The organism is Nocardiopsis sp. M1B1 (genome assembly GCF_052466615.1).
In genome coordinates this window covers 5,308,399-5,331,113 of sequence record NZ_CP196194.1, presented here as the reverse complement: position 1 = coordinate 5,331,113, position 22,715 = coordinate 5,308,399, and the positions used below count along the sequence as shown (strand labels likewise).

Sequence of the window (22,715 nt, the reverse complement as noted above, 5' to 3'; positions counted from 1 at the left end):
ATCACCAATTGCCCCGTCCGGGTTAACATGGCTGCGTTTTCAACGGAACCCGAGACGGTTGGGACGAAATTCACCGTGGTCCACGAGGTCGGTGCGCAGGAGAAGATCAGTTATGGACGGAACGACCGATTCACGGGCGGTCCGGTGGGCGGGGGCAGTTTCTGGGTGGATGAGGACGGCCACCCGGTCGCCAAGATCGGCGGACCGAAGGAGTGGCGGCCCACGCCCATGATCGACGTCCGGGTGGGCGACGTCTTCAGCGTCGGCGGACAGGCGTGGAGGGTGACCGACATTGTCGACGCGGATACTCCCTCCGCATATCTGCTGGCCACGCGAATAAGTTGACTCCGGGCCCCGGGCGAGTGCCCGGGGTCTTCGTTTTCCTTCTTCCGGCGGGGGACCGCAACCCCTTGCAACCTTTTACCGGAGGGGGATTGCCGGACGCCCCGGTTTCGCCGCCGCCCGTCTTTTCGGGAGCCGGCCGGCGAGGTTTTGTGGCTTGTGTGGCCTGTGGGACGCCGGGGGTTCCAGAGGCGAAGTGCCGGTGAAGAACGGGCATCGGCGCAGGTCACGGAAGAGGGCGGCGCGCCCACCAGCGCGAATCGAGACGTTCCGGTTATCTGATGGAGGGTGTTCGCGTTACCGGTTCCTCGTTAACGTCTGTGGAGCAAGGCGCGCCCCGGCAGCGGCCACAGGGAGGGTCCCCCCACTCTCGGAGAGTCCACGGGCCGCTGCGCCCTGCCGCCCCAAGGCCGGTCCCAGGGGCTGTCCCCCGCCCCTGGGCCTGGCCGCCCCGCGTAGGCGGGGAGGTCCTCTCCACCTGCGCGTCGCGCGCGGGGCCCGGTTCTCCCGCTCCGCGCGTGTGCGCCTCCTTCGCCGCACGTGCGCCGTCCCGACGCCTCCCGGCCTCTGCGCCGAGCGTCGAGTAGATCCTGTTCCATTCGGCGCTGAGGGCCTAGACGCCCCGGTTCCCATGGTGAGATCCGTGGACCCGGGTCTTGCGGTAGAACGCGTTTCAGTATTAGTCTCTGGAGGTGCCTGCCCCGGTGAGGGCGTCCGGCGGCTCGACCGCGGGGCGTCAGCGGACGGCAGGCGAGGACGGTCGTCCGTCGAAGTCGGATCGCGCCCCGACTCCGGCGGACGGCGTCCGTTCCCCGTCGGCCGCCCTCGCTCGGCCGCTAGGAGAGCAGGCGGCAGAGTTCGCCGAAGGTGGGGCACGGCCAGGCCAGGCGGCACCCCCGGCAGCGGTCCCCGTCCTCCTCGTCGGGGGCGTGCAGGTGCAGCAGGTCCACGCAGATCCCGGCCAGGGCGGACACCTCCTCGCGCGCGTTCGCGTAGAAGGCGACGTCGTTGATCCGGGCCAGGGCGCTGGAGCGGCCCGAGGACGGGATGCCGACCGTGTCCGGCTCCCAGGGGACCGCACGCGCCGAGCGCTCCCGGATGCCCAGAACGCACTGGAGCACTCTCGCGTGCTCGGAGGGGTGGCCCCTCCCCGACGCTGGTCTGGTGAACGGCGACATCGCTGATCTCCCCCACCACGTGGATACGCAGCCTCACGTGGTAACACAGCGTATACCCAGCATTGCTCCTTGTCGCGACACGCGGGGGCGGGGCGGGGAAAGAAGGGGGCGGCGGGCCGCCCGGGGGAGGGACGGCCCGCCGGAAGGGGAGACGGGTTCTGGTTGGACGAGGGGTCAGCCGCAGCCTCCGCCGCAGTTGCAGGAGCCGCCGCTCTGACAGCCGCAGCCGCAGCCCGAACCGCAGCTGCACCCGCGCAGGTCGGGGGTCGTGGTCGTCCGGTGGGTCACAGTCCCTCCAAGGGGATCGACAGCGCCCGTGCGCGATCACGCCGGAGCCTCCCCTGGTGGGAGGGGGCGTCACGGGCGCGTTTCCCGCAGGAGACCGTGCCCGTTCGCCGCGGCCGCCAACCGGGGCGGGTGACGGAGCCGCCGGGCCCGGGTGCGCCCCGCGGCTTTCGCGGGGCGCACTGACCTGTGCGGAGGCCCGACCGGGGTCAAGCGAAGAAGGTCGGCGCGACCGCCGGGCGGCGTGTCATTCGGTAGAGCCAAACCTGACCGACGAACATGACCGGAATTACGGGAACGAGGGTCGCCCACACGAACACCGCGGTCGTGGAGGGGATCGGCGCCCAGGGCAGCTCCGGTACGGCCAGTGCCACGAGCAGACCGGGGACGGCGATCGCCACCGCCGACGTGTGCCGCGACAGCATCGGACCCGCCAGGCCGCTCGTCGCCGCCAGGGCCGCCAGCAGTACCGCGGCCAGCGCGGCCGCGGGCCCGGGGGACAGGACCGGACCGCCGGGCAGCGCCGCCGCCACCGCCGCCAGCGCCACCGTCCCCAGGGCCAGGCGCGCGAGCGGGCGCGTGTCCCGGGCGGCCACGTCCGCGCTCTCGGAGTCGGTCGGACCGACCAGCCGCTCGGCCCCGAAGGCCGCGCCGCGCAACGCGAACAGCGCCGTGACGGCGACCGCGCACAGCGGCGTGAACGCGCTCGCGGTGAGGCCGCCCGCGAGCAGACCCGCCACCACCAGGCCCCACGAGGCGGCCAGGGCCCAACTGCCCCCGACGAGCGCGCAGTCGCAGGCCAGCCGCCAGCGGTCGCCGTCCACGCGGGCGCGCAGCCACAGCCCCGCGTCGCGGACCAGCCACCCGGCCAGCAGGACGGCGAGCACGGGCCACAGTTCGGCGACCACGTGGTGCTCCAGGGCGGGGAACAGGCCCGCCAGGACCCCGACCGCGGCGACCAGCCACACCTCCGAGGCCAGGAAGTAGGGGGCGACGGCGGCGACCACGCGGCGGCGCTGCCCGGAGCCGCGAGCCAGGCGCGGCATCAGCATGCCCAGGCCGATGTCGGCACCGGCCAGGACGAGGTAGCCCACGACGAGGAGGGCGAGGAGTGCGGAGGAGAGGAGGTCCATGGCTTGCGGCCTTCCGGGCTCAGTACGTGTGGACGGGTGCGGCGTGCCCACCGGGCTCCGCGGGGTCCTCGGGCGGCCGTGTACGCGGCTCGGCCAGCGGACCGCCCCCGGGGCCGCGCCGCGCGTAGCGCACCAGGAGCCAGCAGGTGACGGCGGCCAGGGCCGCGAAGGCGACGGTGAAGAAACCGAAGGAGGCCGAGGCCGCGGCCGGGGACAGGGGGGTCACCGCGTCGGCCGTGGTCAGGTGGTGCACGACCGTCCACGGCTGGCGGTTGGTCTCACGGAACACCCAGCCGCCGACGCTGGCCAGGTAGGGCAGGAACGGCGTCACCACCAGCGGAGCGAGGAACCACCTCCAGCGGTCGAGTCCGCCGAGGGGCCAGGCCAGCAGCATCAGCGGGCCCAGGGAGAACATCAGCGCCCACGACGTCATCATCACCAGGTCGCCGGCCGTGTTGGCCGCGTCCAGGAGGGGACCGCCCGGGTTCGCCGCCTCGATCGCCGCGATCTCCTCGGCGGTGTAGGTCAGCCCGCTCGTGGGCGGATCCTGGCCGAACAGCCCGAACTGCACCCCGCCGAAGGCCGCCACGGGTACCGGCACGACGCACAGGACCAGCGCCGCGTAGCGGATTCCGCGCCGGAAGACGCCGTGCGCGTCGTCGCGCCGGACGAGGTGGTGGGCGCTGGTCGCGGCCACGACCAGGGCTCCGACCAGCAGGGCCCCGGTGACGATGTGGCCGAAGGCCAGCACGGCCGCCGGGTTGGTCATCAGCGCGACGGGGTCGGTCAGGTGCGCCACCCCGTCGACCATCTCGAAGCCCACGGGGTTGCGCAGGAAGCCGTTGGAGACCAGCACCCACCACGCCGAGGCGTACGCCGTCGCGGTGACCACGGCGAAGCAGGCCAGGTGCGCCCACCGGCCCATGCGGTCCCACCCGAAGATCCACAGCCCCAGGAACGTGGACTCGACGAAGAACGCGGTCATCGTCTCCAGCGCCAGGGGAGCGGCGAAGGTGTAGCCGAACATCCCGTGCAGGCCGCTCCAGTTCAGCGCGAGCTGGAGTTCCATCACCAGCCCGGACAGGACACCCATCCCGTAGTTGACCAGGTACAGGCCGCCCCAGAACCGTACGGCGGTCATCCGGGAGCGGTCGCCGCGCAGGGTGGCGACCAGCTGTGTGGTGAGGAGGTAGGGGGCCAGCCCGAGGGTCAGGGCCACGAACACGTAGTGGGTGGCGGCGGTCAGCGCGAACTGGAGCCGCGCCAGCAGGAGGGGGTCTTCGAACATCGTCGGGCCTCGCGTTCGGCGGTGGGAACGCGGCCAAGCATCCGACTGCGGCAGGGGCGGGCGCATCGTCCCGGCGGGGGCTCCTCGCCGCCCCCTCCGAGGGTAGGAGCGGCGGCGCGGGTACTCCCGGGGGCGTAGGGGACGACCCCGAGACGGCCCCGGGAGGACCCCGGGGACGCTCCCGGGCGCACGCGGCCCTTCCTCACCGGCTCCACTTCGGGGTGACCAGGGCGGTCTCGTAGGCGATGACGACCAGCTGGGCGCGGTCGCGCACCCCCAGCTTGACCATGGCCCGGCTCACGTGGGTCTTGGCGGTGGCCGGGCTGAGCACGAGGTGGGCGGCGATCTCCTCGTTGGACAGGCCGCCGCCGACCAGGGAAACCACCTCGCGTTCGCGCTCGGTGAGCCCGTTCAGCCGGACCGAGGGGTCGGGAGCGCTCGGCGGGCGGCGCGCGTAGTCGGCGATCAGCCGCCGGGTGATCCCCGGCGACAGCAGCGCCTCGCCGCCGTGCACCACCCGCACCGCCCGCAGCAGGTCCCCTGGTTCGGTGTCCTTGACCAGGAACCCGCTGGCGCCCGCGCGCAGCGCCTCGAAGATGTACTCGTCCAGGCCGAACGTGGTGAGGATGACGACCCGCGTCGCCTCCAGGGCGGGGTCGGCCAGGATGCGCCCGGCGGTGGCCAGGCCGTCCACACCGGGCATGCGGATGTCCATGAGGACCACGTCCGGGCGTTCGGCGCGGGTCAGCCGGGCGGCCTCCTCGCCGTCGGCGGCCTCGGCGACCACCCCGATGTCGGGGGCGCTGTCCAGCAGCGCGCGGAACCCGGCGCGTACCAGCGCCTGGTCGTCGGCGAGCAGTACCCGGATCAACGGGGCCTCGTTTCCTCGGTGTCGGGGGAGGGGACGGCCGGTGTCCGGCGGTCCGGTCCGGCGCCGTCGAGCGGGAGCCGGGCGCGCACCCGGAATCCTCCCTCCCGGAGGGGGCCCGCGTCCACCGTGCCGCCCACCAGGGCGGCGCGTTCGCGCATCCCGGTGATGCCGTTGCCCGGGACCGGCGGCCCGACGGTCCCCGCGCCGTCGTCGGTGACCTCCACGACCAGCGAGGACGCGCGGTGCTCGATGCGCACCCGCGCCGAGGAGGCCCCGGAGTGGCGGACCACGTTCGTCAGCGCCTCCTGGACCGTGCGGTAGGCGGCCGACTCGGTGCTCACGGGCAGGTGCCCGGGCACACCGCCGACCTCCACGGTCACGTCGACGCCCGCGCTGCGGGTGCCTTCGGCCAGCTCCTCCAGGCGGTCCAGCCCGGGGACCGGCGACCTCGGCGCGGCCTCGTCCACGGCTCGCAGCACGCCGAGCATGCCGCGCAGCTCGGTCAGGGTGTCCTTGCTGGTCCGCTTGATGGTGGCCAGGGCCTCCGCGGCCCGCTGCGGCTCGGTCTCCATCAGGTACAGGGCCGTGCCCGCCTGCACGTTGATGAGGGAGATGTTGTGCGCCACCGTGTCGTGCACGTCCCGGGCCAGCCGGACGCGCTCCTCGGAGGCCCGGCGCAGCAGCTCCTCCTCCCGGGTGCGCAGGGACTCGGCCTCGCGCTCGCGGTCGGCCCGCAGGTACTCCTGCCGCCAGCGCACGACCTCGCCCGTGCACAGCAGGACGAGCACCCAGCCGACGATGCCGACCGCCTCGGGCCGGAAGGTCCCCGTCATGAGGAACTCGTAGCCGTTGACCGCCACGAACTGGCCCACGCCCAGCGTCCAGCCGAACACGCGGTACCCCCGGCGCACCAGGGTGTAGAGCATGACGGCGGTGCACAGCATGACCATGCCGTCGGGAAAGCCCAGGGGGTAGTACACGGTGGAGGCGACGACCGACACCAGCCCGACCGTGCGCGGGTAGGCGGTGCGCCACAGGGCGGCCAGGCAGGCGACCAGGATCAGCGCGTGGCCCCACGGCCAGGGGTCGACCGCCCCCACCGCCCGCTGGAGCGCGCTGACCAGAGCCGTGCTGCCCATGGAGACGGCGAGTAGGCCGAGCGCGAGCCAGACGTCGGTGCGCGCGGGTCGGAGGAGTAGTGCTGCCACAACCCCGACAGTACGGGGGACCCCTCGGGGAAGCCGTCACCCCGGAGGAGGGTTTTCCGGCGTCGGACTACTCCCCGGGGAGTAGTCCGCGGCCGACTAGAAGACGTCGTCCGGCGGAGCCGGGGAGTCGACGGCGTCGGCGTCACGCACGGGGGACCGGCCCGAGACGAAGCGGTCCAGCTCCTCGCCCTCCAGGAGGCGGGCCATCTCCGGATCCCGGTGCGCGCGGCGGCCCAGCTCCTCCACCGGCAGGGGGCTGTGCGAGGCCGTCAGGACCAGGTTGCCGAACCGCCGCCCGCGCAGCACGCCCGGCGAGGCCGACAGCGCCGTGTGCGGCAGCGCCGTGCGCGCGGTCGCCACCTGGCTCCGGGTGTGGGCCAGACCCCCGCCGTCGCCGATGTTGACCACCAGCATCCCGGTCGGCCGCAGGACGCGCGCCAGCTCGGCGTAGAACTCCGCCGACGTCAGCCGGGCCGGGGTGCGCGCACCCGCGAACACGTCGCTGACCACCAGGTCCGCGCTGTCGGTGTGCCGGGCGGCGATCCACTCCCGGGCGTCGCCGATGCCCACGCGCAACTGCGCCCTGCGGTCCCAGGGCAGCCGCCTGCGCACCATCTCGACCAGGGGCGCGTCCACGTCCACCGCGCGCTGCCGGGAACCGGGACGGGTGTGCGCCACGTAGCGTGCCAGCGTCAGCGCGCCCGCGCCCAGGTGCAGGGCGTCCACGGCCTCCTCCGGCGGCGCCACGAGGTCGGCCGCGTGCGCCATGCGGCGCACGTAGGAGAAGTCCAGGTAGGAGGGATCGGCCAGGTCCACGTGGGACTGGGGCGTACCGTCCACGACCAGGAACCACGAGTCGGAGCGGTCGGCGTCGGCGAGCAGCTCCGTGCCCGGGTTCCCGCCGTCCACGGCGTCCTCGCCGTTCCCGCCGTGCGCCGCTTCCCCCCGCGCGCCGCGTCTGCCCACGTCCGCCTCCGTTCGTCGGCCCCAAGACTACGCACAGGCCCGAGCGAGCGTGTCCGTGGTCGCGCTAGCCTGGGGAACCCAGGTTTTTTTGAGCCGCCAAGGTTTTTCTTGGCATTGCAAATTCCTTCGCTTATCCCACGAGGAGTGGCCGTGCTACTGCGGATGTCGACCCTGTTCCTGCGCACCCTGCGTGAGGACCCGGCGGACGCCGAGGTGCCGAGCCACAAGCTGCTCGTCCGCGGCGGGTTCGTGCGCCGGGCCGCGCCCGGGGTCTACACCTGGTTGCCCCTGGGCAAGATCGTCCTGGAGAACGTCTCCCGGATCGTGCGCGAGGAGATGGACGCCATCGGCGCCCAGGAGGTGCTCCTGCCCGCGCTGCTGCCCCGCGAGTACTACGAGGCCACCGGGCGCTGGGAGGAGTACGGCGACACCCTGTTCCGCCTCAAGGACCGCAAGGGCGCCGACTACCTGCTCGGCCCCACCCACGAGGAGCTGTTCACGCTCCTGGTCAAGGGTGAGTACTCCTCCTACAAGGACTTCCCGGTCACCCTGTACCAGATCCAGGAGAAGTTCCGCGACGAGGCGCGTCCCCGCGCGGGCGTGCTGCGCGGACGCGAGTTCCACATGAAGGACTCCTACTCCTTCGACATCGACGACGAGGGCCTGCGCGCGTCCTACGCCGACCACCGCGCCGCCTACATCCGCGTCTTCGACCGGCTGGGCCTGGAGTACGTGATCGTGTCGGCCACCTCGGGCGCCATGGGCGGATCGGCCTCGGAGGAGTTCCTGGCCGTCGCCCCGACCGGCGAGGACACCTTCGTGCGCAGCACGGAGTCCGACTACGCCGCCAACGTCGAGGCCGTGGCCGTCCCGGCCCCCGAGGCGCTCCCGGTCGAGGGGCTGCCCGAGGCCGCGGTCCACCACACCCCGGACACCGCCACCATCCAGACCCTGGTGGACTTCCTCAACGGCGCCGGGCTGGGCCGCGACTTCACCGAGGCCGACACCCTCAAGAACGTCCTGGTCAAGACCCGCGTGCCCGGCGCGAAGGAATGGGAGCTGCTGGCCGTCGGCCTGCCCGGCGACCGCGAGGTGGACTTCAAGCGTCTGGAGGCGGCGCTGGAGCCCGCCGAGGTCGCCCTGCTGGAGGAGGCCGACTTCGCGGCCAACCCCTTCCTGGTCAAGGGCTACATCGGCCCCCGCGCGCTGCTGGACAACAAGGTCCGCTACCTGGTCGACCCCCGGGTGGTCACCGGCACCGCCTGGGTGACCGGCGCGGACGAGGCCGACCACCACGTCGTCGACCTGGTCGCGGGCCGGGACTTCGTCCCGGACGGCACCATCGACGTCGCCGAGGTGCGCGACGGCGACCCCTCGCCCGACGGCAGGGGAACCCTGTACACCGCGCGCGGCATCGAGATCGGCCACATCTTCCAGCTGGGCCGCAAGTACACCGACGCCTTCCAGGTGGACGCCCTGGGCCCCGACGGCAAGCCCCGGCGGATCACCATGGGCTCCTACGGCATCGGTGTCTCGCGCGCCGTCGCCGCGGTCGTCGAGCAGTCCCACGACGACAAGGGCGTCGTCTGGCCGCGCGAGGTGGCTCCCGCCGACGTGCACGTGGTCGGCACGGGCAAGGGCGAGCAGGTCGAGGAGGCGCTGCGGATCGCCCGGGAACTGGAGGCCAGGGGCCTGCGCGTCCTCGTGGATGACCGCAAGGGCGTCTCGCCCGGAGTCAAGTTCACCGACGCCGAACTCCTGGGCATCCCCACCGGCGTCATCGTCGGCCGCGGCCTCAAGGACGGCCTGGTGGAACTGCGCGACCGCGCCACCGGCGACCGCGAGGAGGTCGCCCTGGCCGAGATCGTGGACCGCGCCGTCGCCGCCTGCCGCGCGTAGCGGGTGAACGGGAGGGGGGAGGGCCCGCGGGGAGACCGCGGACCCTCCCCCCCGCCCGTACACGGACTGACGCGGGTGCTTCCCTGGCCGCCGCCGTGCCCGTCCGTGCGGGCTGCGTGCGGGTTAACCGGCCTCGTCGAAACCGGGCAGGGCGTCCAGCGCCCCGCCCCACTCCAGCAGGCGCACGGTCGTCTCCTGGAGCGCCCGTGCGCCGGTCACCCGCAGGTCGGTGTCCCGCGAGGCGGTCAGCCACAGGTGGGCGCGCGCGGCGGCCTGCTCCAACCCCGCGGCGTAGGCGTCGACGGCCTCGTCGCCGTACTCGTCGGCGACCGGGTAGGAGGCCAGCGCGGGCGGGGGGTCCACGCCCCGCTCCACGGCCGCCGCGTGCAGCGCGTCCCGCAGCGCCTTGTGCTCGTGGGCGGTGCTTCCCGCGCGGTCGCGCCGGTCCTCGTCCTCGGCGGCCCCGCCGATGAACTCGTACCCGTACACGGCCGCGTGTTCGGCGCGCAGCGCCTCGGCCAGCGCCCGGGGGCCGGCGTCCGTCTCCTCGCCTGCGGACGCGGGGCTCTCGCTCACCTTGCTACCTGCCTTCCGTCTGGGGGTGTGCGCCGTCACGGCTCCTGGGCCAGCAGGTGGGCGTGCCCCGCCTCGCACGCGCCGATCGCGCTGATCAGCTGCGCCAGCGCGGAGTCGGTGACGGCGCCCGCCTGGTCCAGCCGGGCGCCGGTCGCCGCGGCCTCCAGCACGTGCAGCGCCGCGGTGTCCGGCGCGGTCTCCGGAACGGGGGCCTCCTCGGGGGAGGAGGGTTCGCCGGACGGCCCGGCGGAGGGGGAGGGGGCGTCCTCGGGCAGGGAGTCCAGCAGCGCGTCCAGGTGGGACAGGTGGTGTTCCAGGAACCGCTCCAGCAGTTCCGCCGGTCCCGTCCCCCCGGCGACCGCGGCCTCGTAGCGCGCGACCATCCGCTCCTTCTCCCGGACCACCGCGCGCAGCACGTACACGTCCGGCGTCACGTCGGAGGGGTACCACTCGGTACCGCCGCACCCGGCCAGGCCCACGGCGCCCACAGCGGCCGTCGCGCCCAGCACCGTGCGACGGCTGACACGGCCGATCCCCACGCGCTCTTCCTCTCGTGCGGTGCGGGCCGCCCGCGGCGGCCCCCCGGCCCCCATCCTTCCACGTCCCGTACCGCGCGGGGGACGCCGCCGCTCGGACGCGTCCCGGGGGCCACGCGCCGACGCGCCCCGGCCACCGACGGCGACCTGGGGGGTGTCAGCTGTTGGATCGGGAAGCCACTCAAGCACACACGAGGGCACAGGAGTGAGCCTCTACTGCTGCCGGAAAGCGGTGTGTGGTGTGTGTCCCCACCCCGGTGGACGGTCCGCCGGTGAAAGTCCGTCCGAGGAGTTCGCTGATTCTCCGGACAAGCGCCCCCGGTCCTGGCTACGGTCGTATCGAACACAGTGACGAAACCGGCAGGTATCGGGAGGTGGGAAGGGATGGCGGGTACCGGCATGCGGCGGTTGCGGTCGATCGCCGACCCGTTCCTGGCCCCCGCACCAACCGGTGTGAGTGTGCGTGATCGGCTCAAGGGCCTCACCCCTGAGGACGAGGCGGTGCTGCGGGCGGTGGGCGCGCACCTGGGGTCCTTGGCTTCCACGGACCTGGCCGCCCGATGCGCGCACGGCACCAACCACGACAAGGACGCCTGGGCCGCCCGCAAACGGGAACTGACCCCTGAATCCTCGTCGCGGTGGGCGGGGACGATCACCAGGGCCTCGAACGAGCAGTGGGCGCTGGCCCGCCGCAGCCAGGCCGCCCACCTGCACCGCCTCCAAACGGGGATCGACACCCTGCGTCACCGGCTCTCCCAACCTCTGGGAACCCCGGGCACCCGGGGCGCGCCGGGCGGGTACTCCTGTCGCAGGGAGTGGCACGCCAAGTCCCGACGCCTGGCCGCCCTGGAGCATCGCTATGCGGTGGCGGTGGCCGGTTGGGAGGAGGGCCGTGTACGGGTGGTGCGTGGCGGCAAGCGGTTGCTGCACACCCGCCACCACCTGGAGCGGGCACAGCTGACCGAGGCCGGGTGGCGGTCCCGGTGGGAGGCCGCACGCTTCTTCCTCCAAACTGATGGTGAGTCCGGCAAACGCTACGGCAACGAAACCATCCGCATCACCCCTGGCGGGCAGGTCAGTATCCGGCTGCCCGCCCCGTTGGCGCACCTGGCCAACGCGCCCCGTGGTCGGTACGTGCTCTCGGGTCGAGTGGCCTTCGCCCACCGGGGCACGGAGTGGGCTGATCGGGTCGAGGCCGACGGGGCGGTGGCCTACCGCATCCACCTGGACGCGGGCCGGGTCCGGTGGTACGTGAGCGCGTCCTGGACCCCCACCCCCGCCCCGCAGGTGCCGTGGGAGGCGGCGCTGGCCCATGGGGTGGTGGGGGTGGACGCCAACGCCGACCACCTGGCCGCCTGGCGACTCGACACCCACGGCAACCCGATCGGGAACCCACACCGGTTCACCTTCGAGTTGTCCGGCAGCGCCTCCCACCGGGACGCGCAGGTACGCCACGCCCTGTCCCGACTGCTGCGCTGGGCCACCACACACGGTGTGCGGGCCATCGCCGTGGAGGACCTGGACTTCACCCGCGAGAAGACCCGGGAAAAGCACGGACGGCGTAAGAAGTTCCGGCAGTTGATCAGTGGTTTCCCCACCGCACGGCTGCGGTCCCGGCTGACCTCGATGGCCCACACCCTGGGGGTATCGGTCATCGCCGTGGACCCCGCATACACCTCCCGGTGGGGTGCCCAACACTGGCAACAACCCCTGACCACCACAACCAGGAAGGTCTCCCGGCACGATGCGGCCAGCATCGCGGTCGGGCGGCGCGCCCAGGGCCACCCGGTCCGGCGACGGACGGCACCGCCCCCACACCACCAGGGTGATGGTGTGGAGCATCGGACCCTCCAGGCCGCACCGGGGAGTCGTGGGCGTGAGGGAAACCGCCCACCCGTCACGGAGCGCGCACGCGATGCGCGTGGCCGGACGGGGCAGGAACGCGGTGACCCAGCCCATCCAGCACCGTTCGGGACGGGTGCAGTGCCGAAGTGACCCCCCGGGGGTCACTCCTGCTTCACTGTTCAGGAACGGTTCCGGGTGTGGATACTCTTGCGGCATAACCGCCGTCGCACGCGACGCGCGGTCGGCCCGCGTCCCCGCACCAGGGGGCGGGCCGCTGAAGTCGAAGACTACGTACAGAGCTGGACCGCCCCGTACACCGGCCCGACGGCCGCGCGGGCGGGATCTTCGCCGTTGGAGGAGCAGGACCACATGGGAGCGCAGGCGCGCGAGGAGCGCATCGCCGAGCTGCTGGAGCCGGTACTGGCCGAGGCCGGACTGGACCTGGAGGCCGTCGAACTCACACCGGCCGGCAAGCGACGGGTGCTGCGGGTGGTCGTGGACTCCGACAACGGGGTCGACCTGGACACGGTCGGCGAGGTCAGCCAGGAGGTGAACACCCTGCTGGACTCCTCCGACGTCATGGGCGCGCAGCCCTACGTCCTGGAGGTCACCTCACCCGGGGTGGACCGCCCGCTGACCGAGCCGAGGCACTGGCGCCGCTCCCGAGGCCGCCTGGTGATCGCCACCCTCGCCGAGGGCGGCAAGGTCACCGGGCGCGTCACCGGCGCCGACGACGACGGGGTCACCCTGGACGTCGAGGGCCAGCCCCGCACCTTCACCCACGCCGAACTCGGCAAGGGCAGGGTCCAGGTGGAATTCCGCCACGATGCCGACACCGACGCGGCGGACTAGAGGGGGAGCCCCGTGGACATTGACATGAGCGTTCTGCGCAGCCTGGAACGCGAGAAGGACATCTCCGTCGAACTCGTGGCCAAGGCCATCGAGGACGCGCTTCTGATCGCCTACCACCGCGAGGAGGGCCCCGAGAAGCGGGCCCGCGTCGAGCTCAACCGCTCCACCGGCCACGTGACCGTGTGGGTGGCCGAGACCGACGAGGACGGCGAGTCCGTCGGCGAGTTCGACGGCACCCCCACCGGGTTCGGCCGCATCGCGACCTCCACCGCCAAGCAGGTCATTCTCCAGCGTCTGCGCGACGCCGAGGACGAGCTGACCCTGGGCGAGTTCGCCGGACGCGAGCACGACATCGTCTCCGGTATCATCCAGCAGGGCAAGGACCCCCGCAACGTGCTGGTGGACCTCGGCAAGATCGAGGCGGTCCTGCCCCCGCAGGAGCAGGTGCCCACCGAGACCTACACCCACGGCGAGCGCCTGCGCGCCTACGTCGTGCAGGTCCGCAAGGGCCACCGCGGCCCCTCGGTCACCCTCTCGCGCACGCACCCCAACCTGGTGCGCAAGCTCTTCGAGCTGGAGGTCCCCGAGATCGCCGACGGCACCGTCGAGATCGCGGCGATCGCCCGGGAGGCGGGCCACCGCACCAAGATGGCCGTCCACTCCAACCGCGGCGGGGTCAACGCCAAGGGCGCCTGCATCGGCCCGCTCGGCAGCCGTGTCCGCAACGTCATGGCCGAACTCCACGGGGAGAAGATCGACATCGTCGACTACTCCGAGGACCCGGCCGTGTTCGTCGCCAACGCCCTGTCCCCGGCACGGGTCAACTCCGTGGAGATCCTCGACATGGCCTCCCGTGTCGCCCGCGTGATCGTGCCCGACTACCAGCAGTCCCTCGCGATCGGCAAGGAGGGTCAGAACGCCCGTCTGGCCGCGCGTCTGACCGGCTGGCGCATCGACATCCGCTCCGACGCCGAGCCCGCCGGTGAGCCGGAACGGGAGGGCGCCGCCGAGGGCGACGACACCGCCGCGACGGGCTGATCGGGTCGCGCGCATGCCTCGACGCGATAGGGTGGCCCATGACGGTCCCGACCGCCCCGTGCGTACCTGTGTGGGGTGTCGGTCGCGGGCAGTCCAGTCCGACCTCGTGCGGCTGGTGGCCGAGGGCACGGTCATCACGCCCGACACCCGGGGTCGTCTTCCGGGGCGCGGCGCCTACCTGCACCGCGATTGGCGGTGCTTCGAGCTCGCCGAGCGGCGCAGGGCCTGGTCACGCGCCTACCGGAGGGGAGCGGGCGCCGACGGGTGGGACGTCTCACCCGTGGCGGCCCTGATCGACGCCGCCCCGCGTGGCGGATCGGGTCAGCGCTCCCGATAGGGTTGGAATGTCTGGACCGACTTCTGGGTTGTAAGGACCGAGGTCGGCGTCCAGTGCTGTGTCGGCACGCAGAAGCTGGCCCATTGTTGTGTAGCGATGAGGAAGCAGGTCGAGATTGCGATGAGCGCCTGATGAGTACGCAGCGATGAGTAACTCGAGCTAACGACGGTCCGGCACAAGCCCATGTCCCGGACCGAAGCTGAAGGAGAGTAGTGGCGAAGGTCCGGGTATATGAACTCGCCAAGGAGTTCGGTGTAGAGAGCAAGGCCGTTCTGGCCAAGCTCAACGAGATGGGTGAATTCGTCCGTTCGGCGTCCTCGACCATAGAGGCCCCCGTCGTACGACGCCTCCAGGAAGCCTTCAACAACGGTTCCGACGGCGGTCGCAAGGGTTCGGCTCCCAAGCCCGGCCCGCGTCCCGCCGCGGACAACGGTGCCGCCCCGAAGCCGGGGCCGGCTCCCAAGCCCGGCCCCAGGCCGGCTCCCGCGCCCAAGCCCGCCCCGCAGGGCGAGGCCGCTCCGCGCGCGAACGCGCCCAAGCCCGGCCCCAAGGCTCCCCGCGGCGAGGCCGGTGCCCGCCCCGGCGGCGCCCCCAAGCCCGGTGCCCCGGCCGGCCCCGGCGGCCGTCCCGAGGGTGGTCGTTCCGAGGGCGGCCGTCCCGACCGCGCCCAGCGCGGCGGTGACCGCCCCGAGCGCGGCGACCGTCCCGAGCGCGGCGGGGCCCGTCCCGGCCCGCGCCCGTCCGGTCCCCGTCCGGGCAACAACCCGTTCGCGTCCAACGCCTCCGGCATGGGCTCCAAGCCGGCCGCTCCGCGTCCCGGCGGTGCCGCTGGCGCTCCGCGTCCGGGCGGTCCGCGTCCGGGTCCGCGTCCCGGCCCGCAGGGCGGCGGCGAGCAGCGCGCTCCGCGTCCCGGCGGTGCCGCTGGCGCTCCGCGTCCGGGCGGTCCGCGTCCGGGTCCGCGTCCCGGCCCGCAGGGCGGCGGCGAGCAGCGCGCTCCGCGTCCCGGCGGTGCCGCTGGCGCTCCGCGTCCGGGTGGTGCCGCGGGTCCCCCGCGTCCCGGTCCCCGGCCCGGCGGTCCGCGCCCCAGCCCGATGAACATGCCCTCGTCCCGTCCGGCCGCACCCGCGGGTGGCGGTCGCGGCGGTGGCGGCGGTCGTCCCGGTGGCGGCGGTGGCCGTGGCCGCGGGGGAGCCCCCGCGGGTTCCGGTCCGCGTCCCGGCGGTGTCGGTGGTGGCGGCGGCGGTCGTCCCGGCGGCTTCGGCGGCCGTCCCGGCGGCGGTGGCCGCGGTCGCGGCGGCGGTACGGCCGGTGCGTTCGGACGCCCCGGCGGTCGTCCCGGACGCGCCCGCAAGTCCAAGAAGCAGCGGCGCCAGGAGTTCCACGACTTCCAGGCCCCGTCGTTCGGCGGCGTCAAGATCCCGAGCGGCAACGACCAGACCATCCGCCTGTCCCGCGGCGCCTCGCTGTCGGACTTCGGCGACAAGATCGACGTCAACCCGGCGTCGCTCGTCCAGGTGATGATGCACCTGGGTGAGATGGTCACCGCGACCCAGTCCCTTCCGGACGAGACCCTGATGCTGCTGGGCGAGGAGCTCAAGTACAGGATCGAGGTCGTCAGCCCGGAGGACGAGGACCGCGAGCTGCTGGAGTCCTTCTCCATCGAGTTCGGTGAGGACGAGGGCACCGCGGAGGACCTGCGTCCGCGTCCGCCGGTGGTCACCGTCATGGGTCACGTCGACCACGGTAAGACCCGACTGCTGGACACCATCCGCAAGACCAACGTCGTCAGCGGCGAGGCCGGCGGTATCACCCAGCACATCGGTGCCTACCAGGTCGCCACCGAGGTGGACGGCGAAGAGCGCAAGATCACCTTCATCGACACCCCGGGTCACGAGGCGTTCACCGCCATGCGTGCCCGCGGTGCGAAGGTCACCGACATCGCGGTGCTGGTCGTGGCGGCCGACGACGGCGTCAAGCCGCAGACGGCGGAGGCCATCGACCACGCCAAGGCGGCCGAGGTGCCGATCGTGGTCGCGGTCAACAAGATCGACGTCGAGGGCGCCGACCCGCAGCGGGTCCGCGCGCAGCTCACCGAGTACGGCCTGGTGGCCGAGGAGTACGGCGGCGACGTCCAGTTCGTGGACATCTCCGCGCTCAAGGGCGACAACATCGACGCCCTGCTCGAGTCGATCGTGCTGACCTCCGACGCCGCGCTCGATCTCCAGGCCAACCCGGAGATGGACGCGCAGGGTCTGGCCATCGAGGCCTACCTGGACCGCGGTCGCGGTTCCATGGCCACGGTGCTGGTCCAGCGCGGCACGCTCAACGTCGGTGACTCGATCGTCTGCGGTGACGCCTTCGGCCGCGTCCGCGCCATGCTCGACGAGCACGGCCAGAACGTGCAGAGCGCCGAGCCGTCCCGTCCGGTGCAGGTGCTGGGTCTGACCAACGTTCCCAGCGCCGGTGACAACTTCCTGGTCGTCAAGGACGACCGGGTGGCGCGGCAGATCGCCCAGCAGCGCGAGGCGCGCGAGCGCTTCGCCCAGCAGGCGCGTTCGGCCCGCCGAGTCACCCTCGACAACTGGCAGAACGCCCTGAAGGAGGGCGAGCGCTCCGAGCTGCTCCTCCTCATCAAGGGCGACATGTCCGGTTCCGTCGAGGCGCTGGAGGAGTCCCTGCTCAAGATCGACGCCGGCGGCGACGAGGTGAGCATCCGGGTCATCGGGCGCGGTGTCGGTGCGATCACGCAGAACGACATCAACCTGGCGGCCTCCGCCGAGGCGATCATCGTCGGCTTCAACGTTCGGCCCGAGGGCAAGAACAGCGAGCTGGCCGACCGCATGGGCGTGGACATCCGGTACTACTCGGTGATCTACCAGGCCATCGACGAGGTCGAGGCCGCGGTCAAGGGTCTGCTCAAGCCGATCTACGAAGAGGTCCAGCTCGGCAGCGCGGAGATCCGCGAGGTCTTCAAGGTGCCGCGGATCGGCAACATCGCCGGTTCGATCGTCCGCAGCGGCCTGATCCGCCGCAACTCCAAGGCGCGGCTCATCCGCGACGGGGTCGTCATCTCCGAGAACCTCAACGTGGAATCCCTGCGCCGGTTCAAGGACGACGCGACCGAGGTCCGCGAGGGCTTCGAGTGCGGTATCGGCGTCGGCTACAACGACCTGCGTGTCGAGGACGTCATCGAGACGTACGAGATGCAGGAGAAGCCCCGCGACTGATCCTCGCGGAGCATGACCAGACGGGGCCCCGGCCGTGCGGCCGGGGCCCCGTGTTTCACGCCGCCGACAGCGGCGGACAACTCCACACACCACAGGTGATCACTTGTACGTTGGGGCGCTGACCCTGGACGTCCTTCTCGGTGACGTCCACTCGCTCAAACAGAAGCGTTCGCTGGTCCGACCCGTCGTCTCCGAGCTGCGCCGCAAGTTCTCCGTCTCGGTCTCCGAGGCGGGCGACCAGGACCTGTACCGCCGGGCCAAGATCGGCGTCGCGGTGGTCGCGCCGACGGCGGCGCACGCCCGGGAGCTGATGGACTCCTGCGAGAGCTTCGTCGCGGGCCGTCCCGAACTGGAGCTGCTCTCCGCCAGGCAGCGGCTCTTCAACGAAGAGGAAGACTGACGATGGTTGACGCCGCACGCGCGCGCAAGATCGCCGACCGCATCCAGCGCATCGTCGCCGAGATGCTGGACCGGCGCATCAAGGACCCGCGCCTGGGATTCGTCACCGTGACCGACGCGCGCATCACCGCCGACCTGCGGGACGCCACGGTGTACTACACGGTGTTCGGCACCCCGGACGAGAAGGCCGCCTCCGCCGCCGCCCTGGAGAGCGCCAAGGGCGTGATCCGCAGCGAGGTGGGACGCCAGACCGGCATCCGGCACACGCCGAGCCTGGCCTTCGTCGTCGACGAGGTGCAGGAGAACGCCCAGCACATCGAGGAACTGCTGCTCAAGGCCCGCCAGTCGGACGCGGAGCTGGCCGAGAGGGCCAGCGGCGCCGAGCCCGCGGGCGAGGCGGACCCCTACCGGGCGCCCCGCGAGGACGAGCGCGACGAGGACGAGTAACACCCCCGGCGGCGGCGCGGACCGCGCCGCCGCCCTTCATCACGAGGGAGCACCATGGCCGAGAGCGGCGTCGTGGTCGTCGACAAGCCCGCCGACTGGACCTCGCACGACGTGGTCGCCAGAACGCGCGGGCTCGCGCGCACCCGCAGGGTCGGCCACGCGGGCACCCTGGACCCGATGGCCACCGGGGTCCTGGTGCTGGGCATCGAGAAGGGCACCAAGCTCCTGGGCCACCTGACCCTGACGGAGAAGGTCTACGAGGCGACGATCCGGCTCGGCCTGACGACCAACACCGACGACGCCGAGGGCGAGCCTCTCGTGCGCACGGACGCCTCCGGGGTCGGCGAGGAGGCCGTGCGCGCCGCCGTCGGCAGGCTCACGGGGCGGATCGAGCAGGTTCCGCCGCAGGTCAGCGCGATCAAGGTAGACGGCAAGCGTGCCTACAAGTCGGCGCGTGAGGGCAAGGAGGTCGCCCTCAAGGCCCGCACGGTCACCGTCGCGGAGTTCACGGTCACCGACGTGCGCCGGGCCTCCGACGCCGACGGGGGGTTCGTGGACGTGGACGCCGCCGTCACCTGCTCCAGCGGCACCTACATCCGTTCGCTGGCCCGTGACATGGGCGCCGACCTGGGCGTGGGCGGGCACCTGACGGCGTTGCGGCGCACCAGGGTGGGCCCCTACGACCTGTCCCGGGCGCGCACGCTGGACGAGCTCGCCGAGGAGTTCACGCAGGTCCCGCTGGCCGAGGCCGTGGCCGCGGCCTTCCCGGCGCGCGCCCTGAGTGAGGACGAGGAGCAGCGGATCCGGCACGGCAACCGGATCGACCCGGACGGGTCCGGAAGCGGTCCGGTCGGCCTCTTCGCCCCGGACGGCCGCGTCGTCGCCCTGGGGGAGAACCGCCGCGACCACATGAAGCCCGTGGTGGTCTTCGAACCCGCCTGATCCCGCGCGGTCCCGTCCGGTCAGGCGGTCCCCAGGAACCGGGCGAGGGCCGCGGTCAGCTCGCCGGGGCGCTCCACGGACGGCAGGTGGCCGGTGTCGGGCATCTCCAGCAGCCGAGCCCCGGGCACGCCCCCGGCGTACAGGTCCGCGACCTCCCGTACCTGGGCGATCTCCGACAGTCCCTTCACCACCAGCGTCGGCACGGTGATCTCGCCCAGGCGGTCGCCGGCGGGCCGCTCCGGCCAGCGGGTGGTGGCGACCGGCCCGGACCACTCGCGGGCGAACATCTCGCGCAGCATGAGTAGCACCAGGTCCCAGGCCTCCGTCGGCAGGTCCTCGGGCACCCGTCCAGGGCCCAGCACCATGAACCGGGCCTGGGCCTCGGCCATCGCCGCCACGTCCCCGGGATCGGGGTCGGCGCGTCCCGCCCGGTACACCTCCAGGCGTTCGTGGGGGACGGCGCCCAGCACCATCTTGCGCGCCTCGCGCACGAAGACCTCCGGCCACTCGTGCCCCGACATCCCCGGACAGACCAGGGCCAGGGCCTCCGCCCGCTCCGGGGCGGCCAGCGCCGCGTCCACGCAGTAGGCGCCCCCGAAGGAGGCGCCGACCAGGGTCGCCCGGTCGATGTCCAGGGCGTCCATGAGGGCCAGCAGGTCCTCGTGGTGGTCGACGGGGCCCTCGTGGTCGGCGGAGCCGCCGCGGCCGCGCCAGTCGTAGCGGACCACCCGGTGGGTCTTGGCGAACTCGGTGAACTGGTGGTCCCACATGCGCCGGTCGGCCACACCGGCGTGCACGAAAACGATCGGGGGACCGGAACCGGCCTCGTCGTACGCCAGTCGGGTCGTACCCGTGTCGATCATCGCCATCGGTGCACGGTAACCGCCCCGCGCACGTGTGCCAACCCGGCTCCGCCAGGGGCGTAGCGGCCGGGCGCGCGCCCGGGTCTCAGCCGCGGCGGAGCCCGGCGTCCTCCAGTTCCTCCCGGACGACGGGACTTCCCGGAACCGGCACACGAAGAGAGCGGACTGGCGTGAAAGATGTACAACCCGCGACACGGTTGGCTAGAATTCACGCCATGACGACGCTTCCGCTGGCCGAGGCCAGAAACAACCTGTCCAAGATCGTCGATGAGGTGGAGAGAACACACGACGCCGTCACCATCACCCGCAACGGCAGGCCCAGTGCCGTGGTGATCTCCGTGGACGACTACGAGTCGATGATGGAGACCTTCGCCCTTCTGGACAGTCCGGAGGAGCAGGCGAGTCTGGCCCGGGCGAAGGAGGAGTACGAACGCGGGGACGTGGTCACCGGTGACGAGATGGCCGAGCTCATGCGAGAACGTGCGCGCCGGGAGACGGAAACGTGAGCGACCAGTACGAAATCGTCCTGACCCGTACCGTGCGCCGTGCCCTGTCCGAGACGTTGCCTGACAAGGTGGCCACGGCGGCATGGGAGCTGATTCGGGGAGACCTCAGGGAGAACCCCCGCAAAGTGGGGAAACGACTCAATCCCCCCTACGGTCAGGACTGGGTCGCCCGCCGTGCCACTTACAGGATTCGATTCGGCATAGACGATGACAAGGGCGTCATCGTCGTCTACGACATTCGAGGGCGGGCCGACGCCTACCACTACTCGGGCGGGCGCTGACCTTCGGTATCCGCTGGAGCGGCGGCCCGGCGTGTGCTGGGCCACATACCCCTTGTGTCAGTGGGGGACCCGCGGACGTGGCACCCTTGGTTCGTGCGGGTTCCGGGCGCGCTGGGCGCCACGGGCTCCGCGCGGACCACGAGCAGCGACGAGCAGGGGAGCCGGACGTGCGGCGATGGGACGGGCTGGAGGGCGTTCCCTCCGGGTTGGGGCGCTCGGTGGTGGCGGTCGGCGTGTTCGACGGGGTGCACCGTGGCCACCAGGCCATCCTGGAGACCGCGGTCGGGCACGGGCGTGAACTCGGCCTCCCGGTCACCGTGGTGACCTTCGACCCCCACCCGCAGACGGTGTTGCGCGGCACCACCCCGCCGGTGCTCACCCCCCTGGAGCGGCGGGTGGAGCTGCTGACCGAGTACGGCGCCGACGCCGTGTGCGTCCTGCCCTTCACCAAGGACCTGTCCTCCCTGACCCCGGAGGAGTTCGTCCAGCGCGTCCTGGTCGAGCGCCTGCACGCCGCGGCCGTGGTCGTGGGCGAGGACTTCCGCTTCGGCCACCGCGCCGCGGGCGACGTCGCCGCGCTGGCCGCGCTGGGCGCCGAGTACGGCTTCACCGCCGACGGGGTCGCCCTGGTCGCGGACGGCGACACCATCACCTCCACGCGCGTGCGCGGGCTGCTCGCCGAGGGAGACGTGGCCGGGGCCGCCGAGCTGCTGGGCCGACCGCACCGGGTCGGGGGCGAGGTCGTGCACGGCGCCGCGCGCGGCCGCGAGCTGCTGGGCTTCCCCACCGCCAACATGGACCTGCTCCCCGACACCGCCGTCCCCGGCGACGGCGTCTACGCGGGCTGGCTCCACCGCTCCGAGCCCGCGCCCGGGCAGGAGTCGCGCTGGCCCGCCGCCATCTCCGTGGGCACCAACCCCACGTTCGACGGCGCCGAGCGCACCGTGGAGGCCTACGCCCTGGACCGCGACGACCTGGACCTGTACGGGCTGCGCATGACGGTGGACTTCACGGTGCACATCCGCGGTCAGGAGCGCTTCGACAGCATCGACGAGCTGATCGTCGCCATGCGCCGGGACGTCGACCGCTGCCGCGAGGTCCTGCGCGCCGGGTAGGGCGCGGAGCGGGGGAGGGCCGGCCCGCGCCCGGGCACGGCCCGCCACCTCGTGGTCTGCGGTAGGGTGGTCGTTGTCCACGTGTGCCCACGGCCGGTCGCCTCCGCGCGTACCGTCGCCGGGGGAGCGCGGCGCACCCACGCCGTCGGCGGCGGGCCGCGCACCACACGCGACGGTGACTGTTCGTACGCGCGGTCACCGCGTCTGTTCCCGGTCGCATACCGGGTTCCACACCGCGTACCGACTTTCCAGTGAAGGAGCGACGTGTCGATCGACACCGCCACCAAAGAGAAGATCATCGCCGAGTACGCCACCGGCGAGGGTGACACCGGTTCCCCCGAGGTCCAGGTCGCGCTGCTCACGCACCGCATCACCGAGCTGACCGAGCACCTCAAGGGCCACAAGCACGACCACCACAGCCGCCGCGGTCTGCTGCTGATGGTCGGTCGCCGCCGCCGTCTGCTCAAGTACATCGCCAAGCAGGACATCACCCGCTACCGCTCGCTCATCGAGCGCCTGGGTCTGCGCCGCTAGGTTGTCGGCGGGAGTGGCTTCGGCCGCTCCCGCTTTGTTAGTAAGGT

General features: G+C 72.6%; 23 protein-coding genes. 14 read left to right on the top strand and 9 right to left on the bottom strand.

The genetic code is table 11. The annotated features are described in order from the left end of the window. Window positions 1-75: 75 nt before the first annotated feature. The gene (locus ACSTA4_RS23100) at window positions 76-345 is read left to right on the top strand and encodes a DUF6406 domain-containing protein (RefSeq protein WP_444960997.1); all 270 of its coding nucleotides are present in this window, start codon (window positions 76-78) and stop codon (window positions 343-345) included. An 833-nt stretch (window positions 346-1,178) separates the two neighbouring features. Here the strand turns inward: ACSTA4_RS23100 and ACSTA4_RS23095 are convergent. The 6 genes from ACSTA4_RS23095 to ACSTA4_RS23070 all read right to left on the bottom strand — a co-directional run bounded on the left by ACSTA4_RS23095 (window position 1,179) and on the right by ACSTA4_RS23070 (window position 7,271). After that, window positions 1,179-1,520, bottom strand: a complete 342-nt coding sequence (locus ACSTA4_RS23095; protein WP_444960996.1) for a hypothetical protein — start codon at window positions 1,518-1,520, stop codon at window positions 1,179-1,181. Between the two features lie 494 nt (window positions 1,521-2,014). Next, entirely contained in the window at window positions 2,015-2,938 is a 924-nt protein-coding gene (locus ACSTA4_RS23090; RefSeq protein ID WP_444960995.1) for a cytochrome d ubiquinol oxidase subunit II, read from the bottom strand. Window positions 2,939-2,957: 19 nt separating this feature from the next. Beyond that, entirely contained in the window at window positions 2,958-4,226 is a 1,269-nt protein-coding gene (locus ACSTA4_RS23085; protein WP_444960994.1) for a cytochrome ubiquinol oxidase subunit I, read from the bottom strand. A gap of 202 nt (window positions 4,227-4,428) precedes the next feature. Then, window positions 4,429-5,097, bottom strand: a complete 669-nt coding sequence (locus ACSTA4_RS23080; RefSeq protein WP_444960993.1) for a response regulator — start codon at window positions 5,095-5,097, stop codon at window positions 4,429-4,431. Then, a complete protein-coding gene (locus tag ACSTA4_RS23075) occupies window positions 5,094-6,305 on the bottom strand; it encodes a sensor histidine kinase (protein ID WP_444960992.1) in 1,212 nt (403 codons plus the stop codon). Before ACSTA4_RS23075 ends, ACSTA4_RS23080 begins: the two co-directional genes overlap by 4 nt. 96 nt (window positions 6,306-6,401) lie before the next feature. Continuing rightward, on the bottom strand, window positions 6,402-7,271 hold the full coding sequence (locus tag ACSTA4_RS23070; protein ID WP_444960991.1) for a spermidine synthase: 870 nt from the start codon (window positions 7,269-7,271) through the stop codon (window positions 6,402-6,404). Window positions 7,272-7,433: 162 nt separating this feature from the next. Here ACSTA4_RS23070 and ACSTA4_RS23065 point away from each other — a divergent pair, with 162 nt between their 5' ends. After that, window positions 7,434-9,170, top strand: a complete 1,737-nt coding sequence (locus ACSTA4_RS23065; protein ID WP_212644305.1) for a proline--tRNA ligase — start codon at window positions 7,434-7,436, stop codon at window positions 9,168-9,170. Between the two features lie 123 nt (window positions 9,171-9,293). On the opposite strand, the gene ACSTA4_RS23060 is transcribed toward ACSTA4_RS23065, so the two are convergent. Both ACSTA4_RS23060 and ACSTA4_RS23055 read right to left on the bottom strand, forming a co-directional pair. Further along, entirely contained in the window at window positions 9,294-9,746 is a 453-nt protein-coding gene (locus ACSTA4_RS23060) for a ferritin-like domain-containing protein (RefSeq protein WP_444960990.1), read from the bottom strand. A gap of 35 nt (window positions 9,747-9,781) precedes the next feature. Continuing rightward, complete coding sequence (locus ACSTA4_RS23055) at window positions 9,782-10,285, bottom strand: hypothetical protein (protein WP_444960989.1); 504 nt, start codon at window positions 10,283-10,285, stop codon at window positions 9,782-9,784. A gap of 381 nt (window positions 10,286-10,666) precedes the next feature. On the opposite strand from ACSTA4_RS23055, the gene ACSTA4_RS23050 reads away from it, so the two are divergent. From ACSTA4_RS23050 to truB, 8 genes are all read left to right on the top strand, one after another. Further along, window positions 10,667-12,277: an IS200/IS605 family accessory protein TnpB-related protein gene (locus ACSTA4_RS23050; protein ID WP_444960988.1), complete on the top strand. Its 1,611-nt coding sequence runs from the start codon at window positions 10,667-10,669 to the stop codon at window positions 12,275-12,277. A gap of 219 nt (window positions 12,278-12,496) precedes the next feature. After that, entirely contained in the window at window positions 12,497-12,979 is a 483-nt protein-coding gene (rimP, locus tag ACSTA4_RS23045) for a ribosome maturation factor RimP (protein WP_248771755.1), read from the top strand. 24 nt (window positions 12,980-13,003) lie between these two features. Further along, window positions 13,004-14,017, top strand: coding sequence for a transcription termination factor NusA (gene nusA / locus ACSTA4_RS23040; RefSeq protein ID WP_013154601.1), 1,014 nt, complete (start codon window positions 13,004-13,006; stop codon window positions 14,015-14,017). Window positions 14,018-14,030: 13 nt separating this feature from the next. Then, window positions 14,031-14,354: a YlxR family protein gene (locus ACSTA4_RS23035; RefSeq protein WP_444960987.1), complete on the top strand. Its 324-nt coding sequence runs from the start codon at window positions 14,031-14,033 to the stop codon at window positions 14,352-14,354. A 212-nt stretch (window positions 14,355-14,566) separates the two neighbouring features. Beyond that, window positions 14,567-17,581, top strand: coding sequence for a translation initiation factor IF-2 (gene infB / locus ACSTA4_RS23030; RefSeq protein WP_444960986.1), 3,015 nt, complete (start codon window positions 14,567-14,569; stop codon window positions 17,579-17,581). A 103-nt stretch (window positions 17,582-17,684) separates the two neighbouring features. Further along, entirely contained in the window at window positions 17,685-17,981 is a 297-nt protein-coding gene (locus ACSTA4_RS23025; protein ID WP_013154599.1) for a DUF503 domain-containing protein, read from the top strand. A 2-nt stretch (window positions 17,982-17,983) separates the two neighbouring features. Further along, complete coding sequence (gene rbfA / locus ACSTA4_RS23020) at window positions 17,984-18,427, top strand: 30S ribosome-binding factor RbfA (protein ID WP_130394938.1); 444 nt, start codon at window positions 17,984-17,986, stop codon at window positions 18,425-18,427. A gap of 54 nt (window positions 18,428-18,481) precedes the next feature. After that, entirely contained in the window at window positions 18,482-19,369 is an 888-nt protein-coding gene (truB, locus tag ACSTA4_RS23015; RefSeq protein ID WP_444960985.1) for a tRNA pseudouridine(55) synthase TruB, read from the top strand. A 20-nt stretch (window positions 19,370-19,389) separates the two neighbouring features. Here the strand turns inward: truB and ACSTA4_RS23010 are convergent, their stop codons facing one another. Continuing rightward, window positions 19,390-20,238: an alpha/beta fold hydrolase gene (locus ACSTA4_RS23010; protein WP_444960984.1), complete on the bottom strand. Its 849-nt coding sequence runs from the start codon at window positions 20,236-20,238 to the stop codon at window positions 19,390-19,392. Between the two features lie 209 nt (window positions 20,239-20,447). Between ACSTA4_RS23010 and ACSTA4_RS23005 the strand changes: the two genes are divergently transcribed. The 4 genes from ACSTA4_RS23005 to rpsO all read left to right on the top strand — a co-directional run bounded on the left by ACSTA4_RS23005 (window position 20,448) and on the right by rpsO (window position 22,668). Beyond that, window positions 20,448-20,738 carry a type II toxin-antitoxin system Phd/YefM family antitoxin gene (locus tag ACSTA4_RS23005; protein WP_013154595.1) on the top strand — a complete coding sequence of 97 codons (291 nt, stop codon included), beginning with the start codon at window positions 20,448-20,450 and terminating at the stop codon, window positions 20,736-20,738. Then, window positions 20,735-21,019: a type II toxin-antitoxin system RelE family toxin gene (locus ACSTA4_RS23000; protein ID WP_444960983.1), complete on the top strand. Its 285-nt coding sequence runs from the start codon at window positions 20,735-20,737 to the stop codon at window positions 21,017-21,019. Before ACSTA4_RS23005 ends, ACSTA4_RS23000 begins: the two co-directional genes overlap by 4 nt. 167 nt (window positions 21,020-21,186) lie before the next feature. Further along, window positions 21,187-22,134 (top strand): bifunctional riboflavin kinase/FAD synthetase, encoded by a 948-nt coding sequence (locus ACSTA4_RS22995; protein ID WP_444960982.1) that lies wholly within the window; start codon window positions 21,187-21,189, stop codon window positions 22,132-22,134. 264 nt (window positions 22,135-22,398) lie between these two features. Beyond that, window positions 22,399-22,668, top strand: a complete 270-nt coding sequence (gene rpsO / locus ACSTA4_RS22990; RefSeq protein WP_013154592.1) for a 30S ribosomal protein S15 — start codon at window positions 22,399-22,401, stop codon at window positions 22,666-22,668. The last annotated feature ends 47 nt before the right edge of the window (window positions 22,669-22,715 follow it).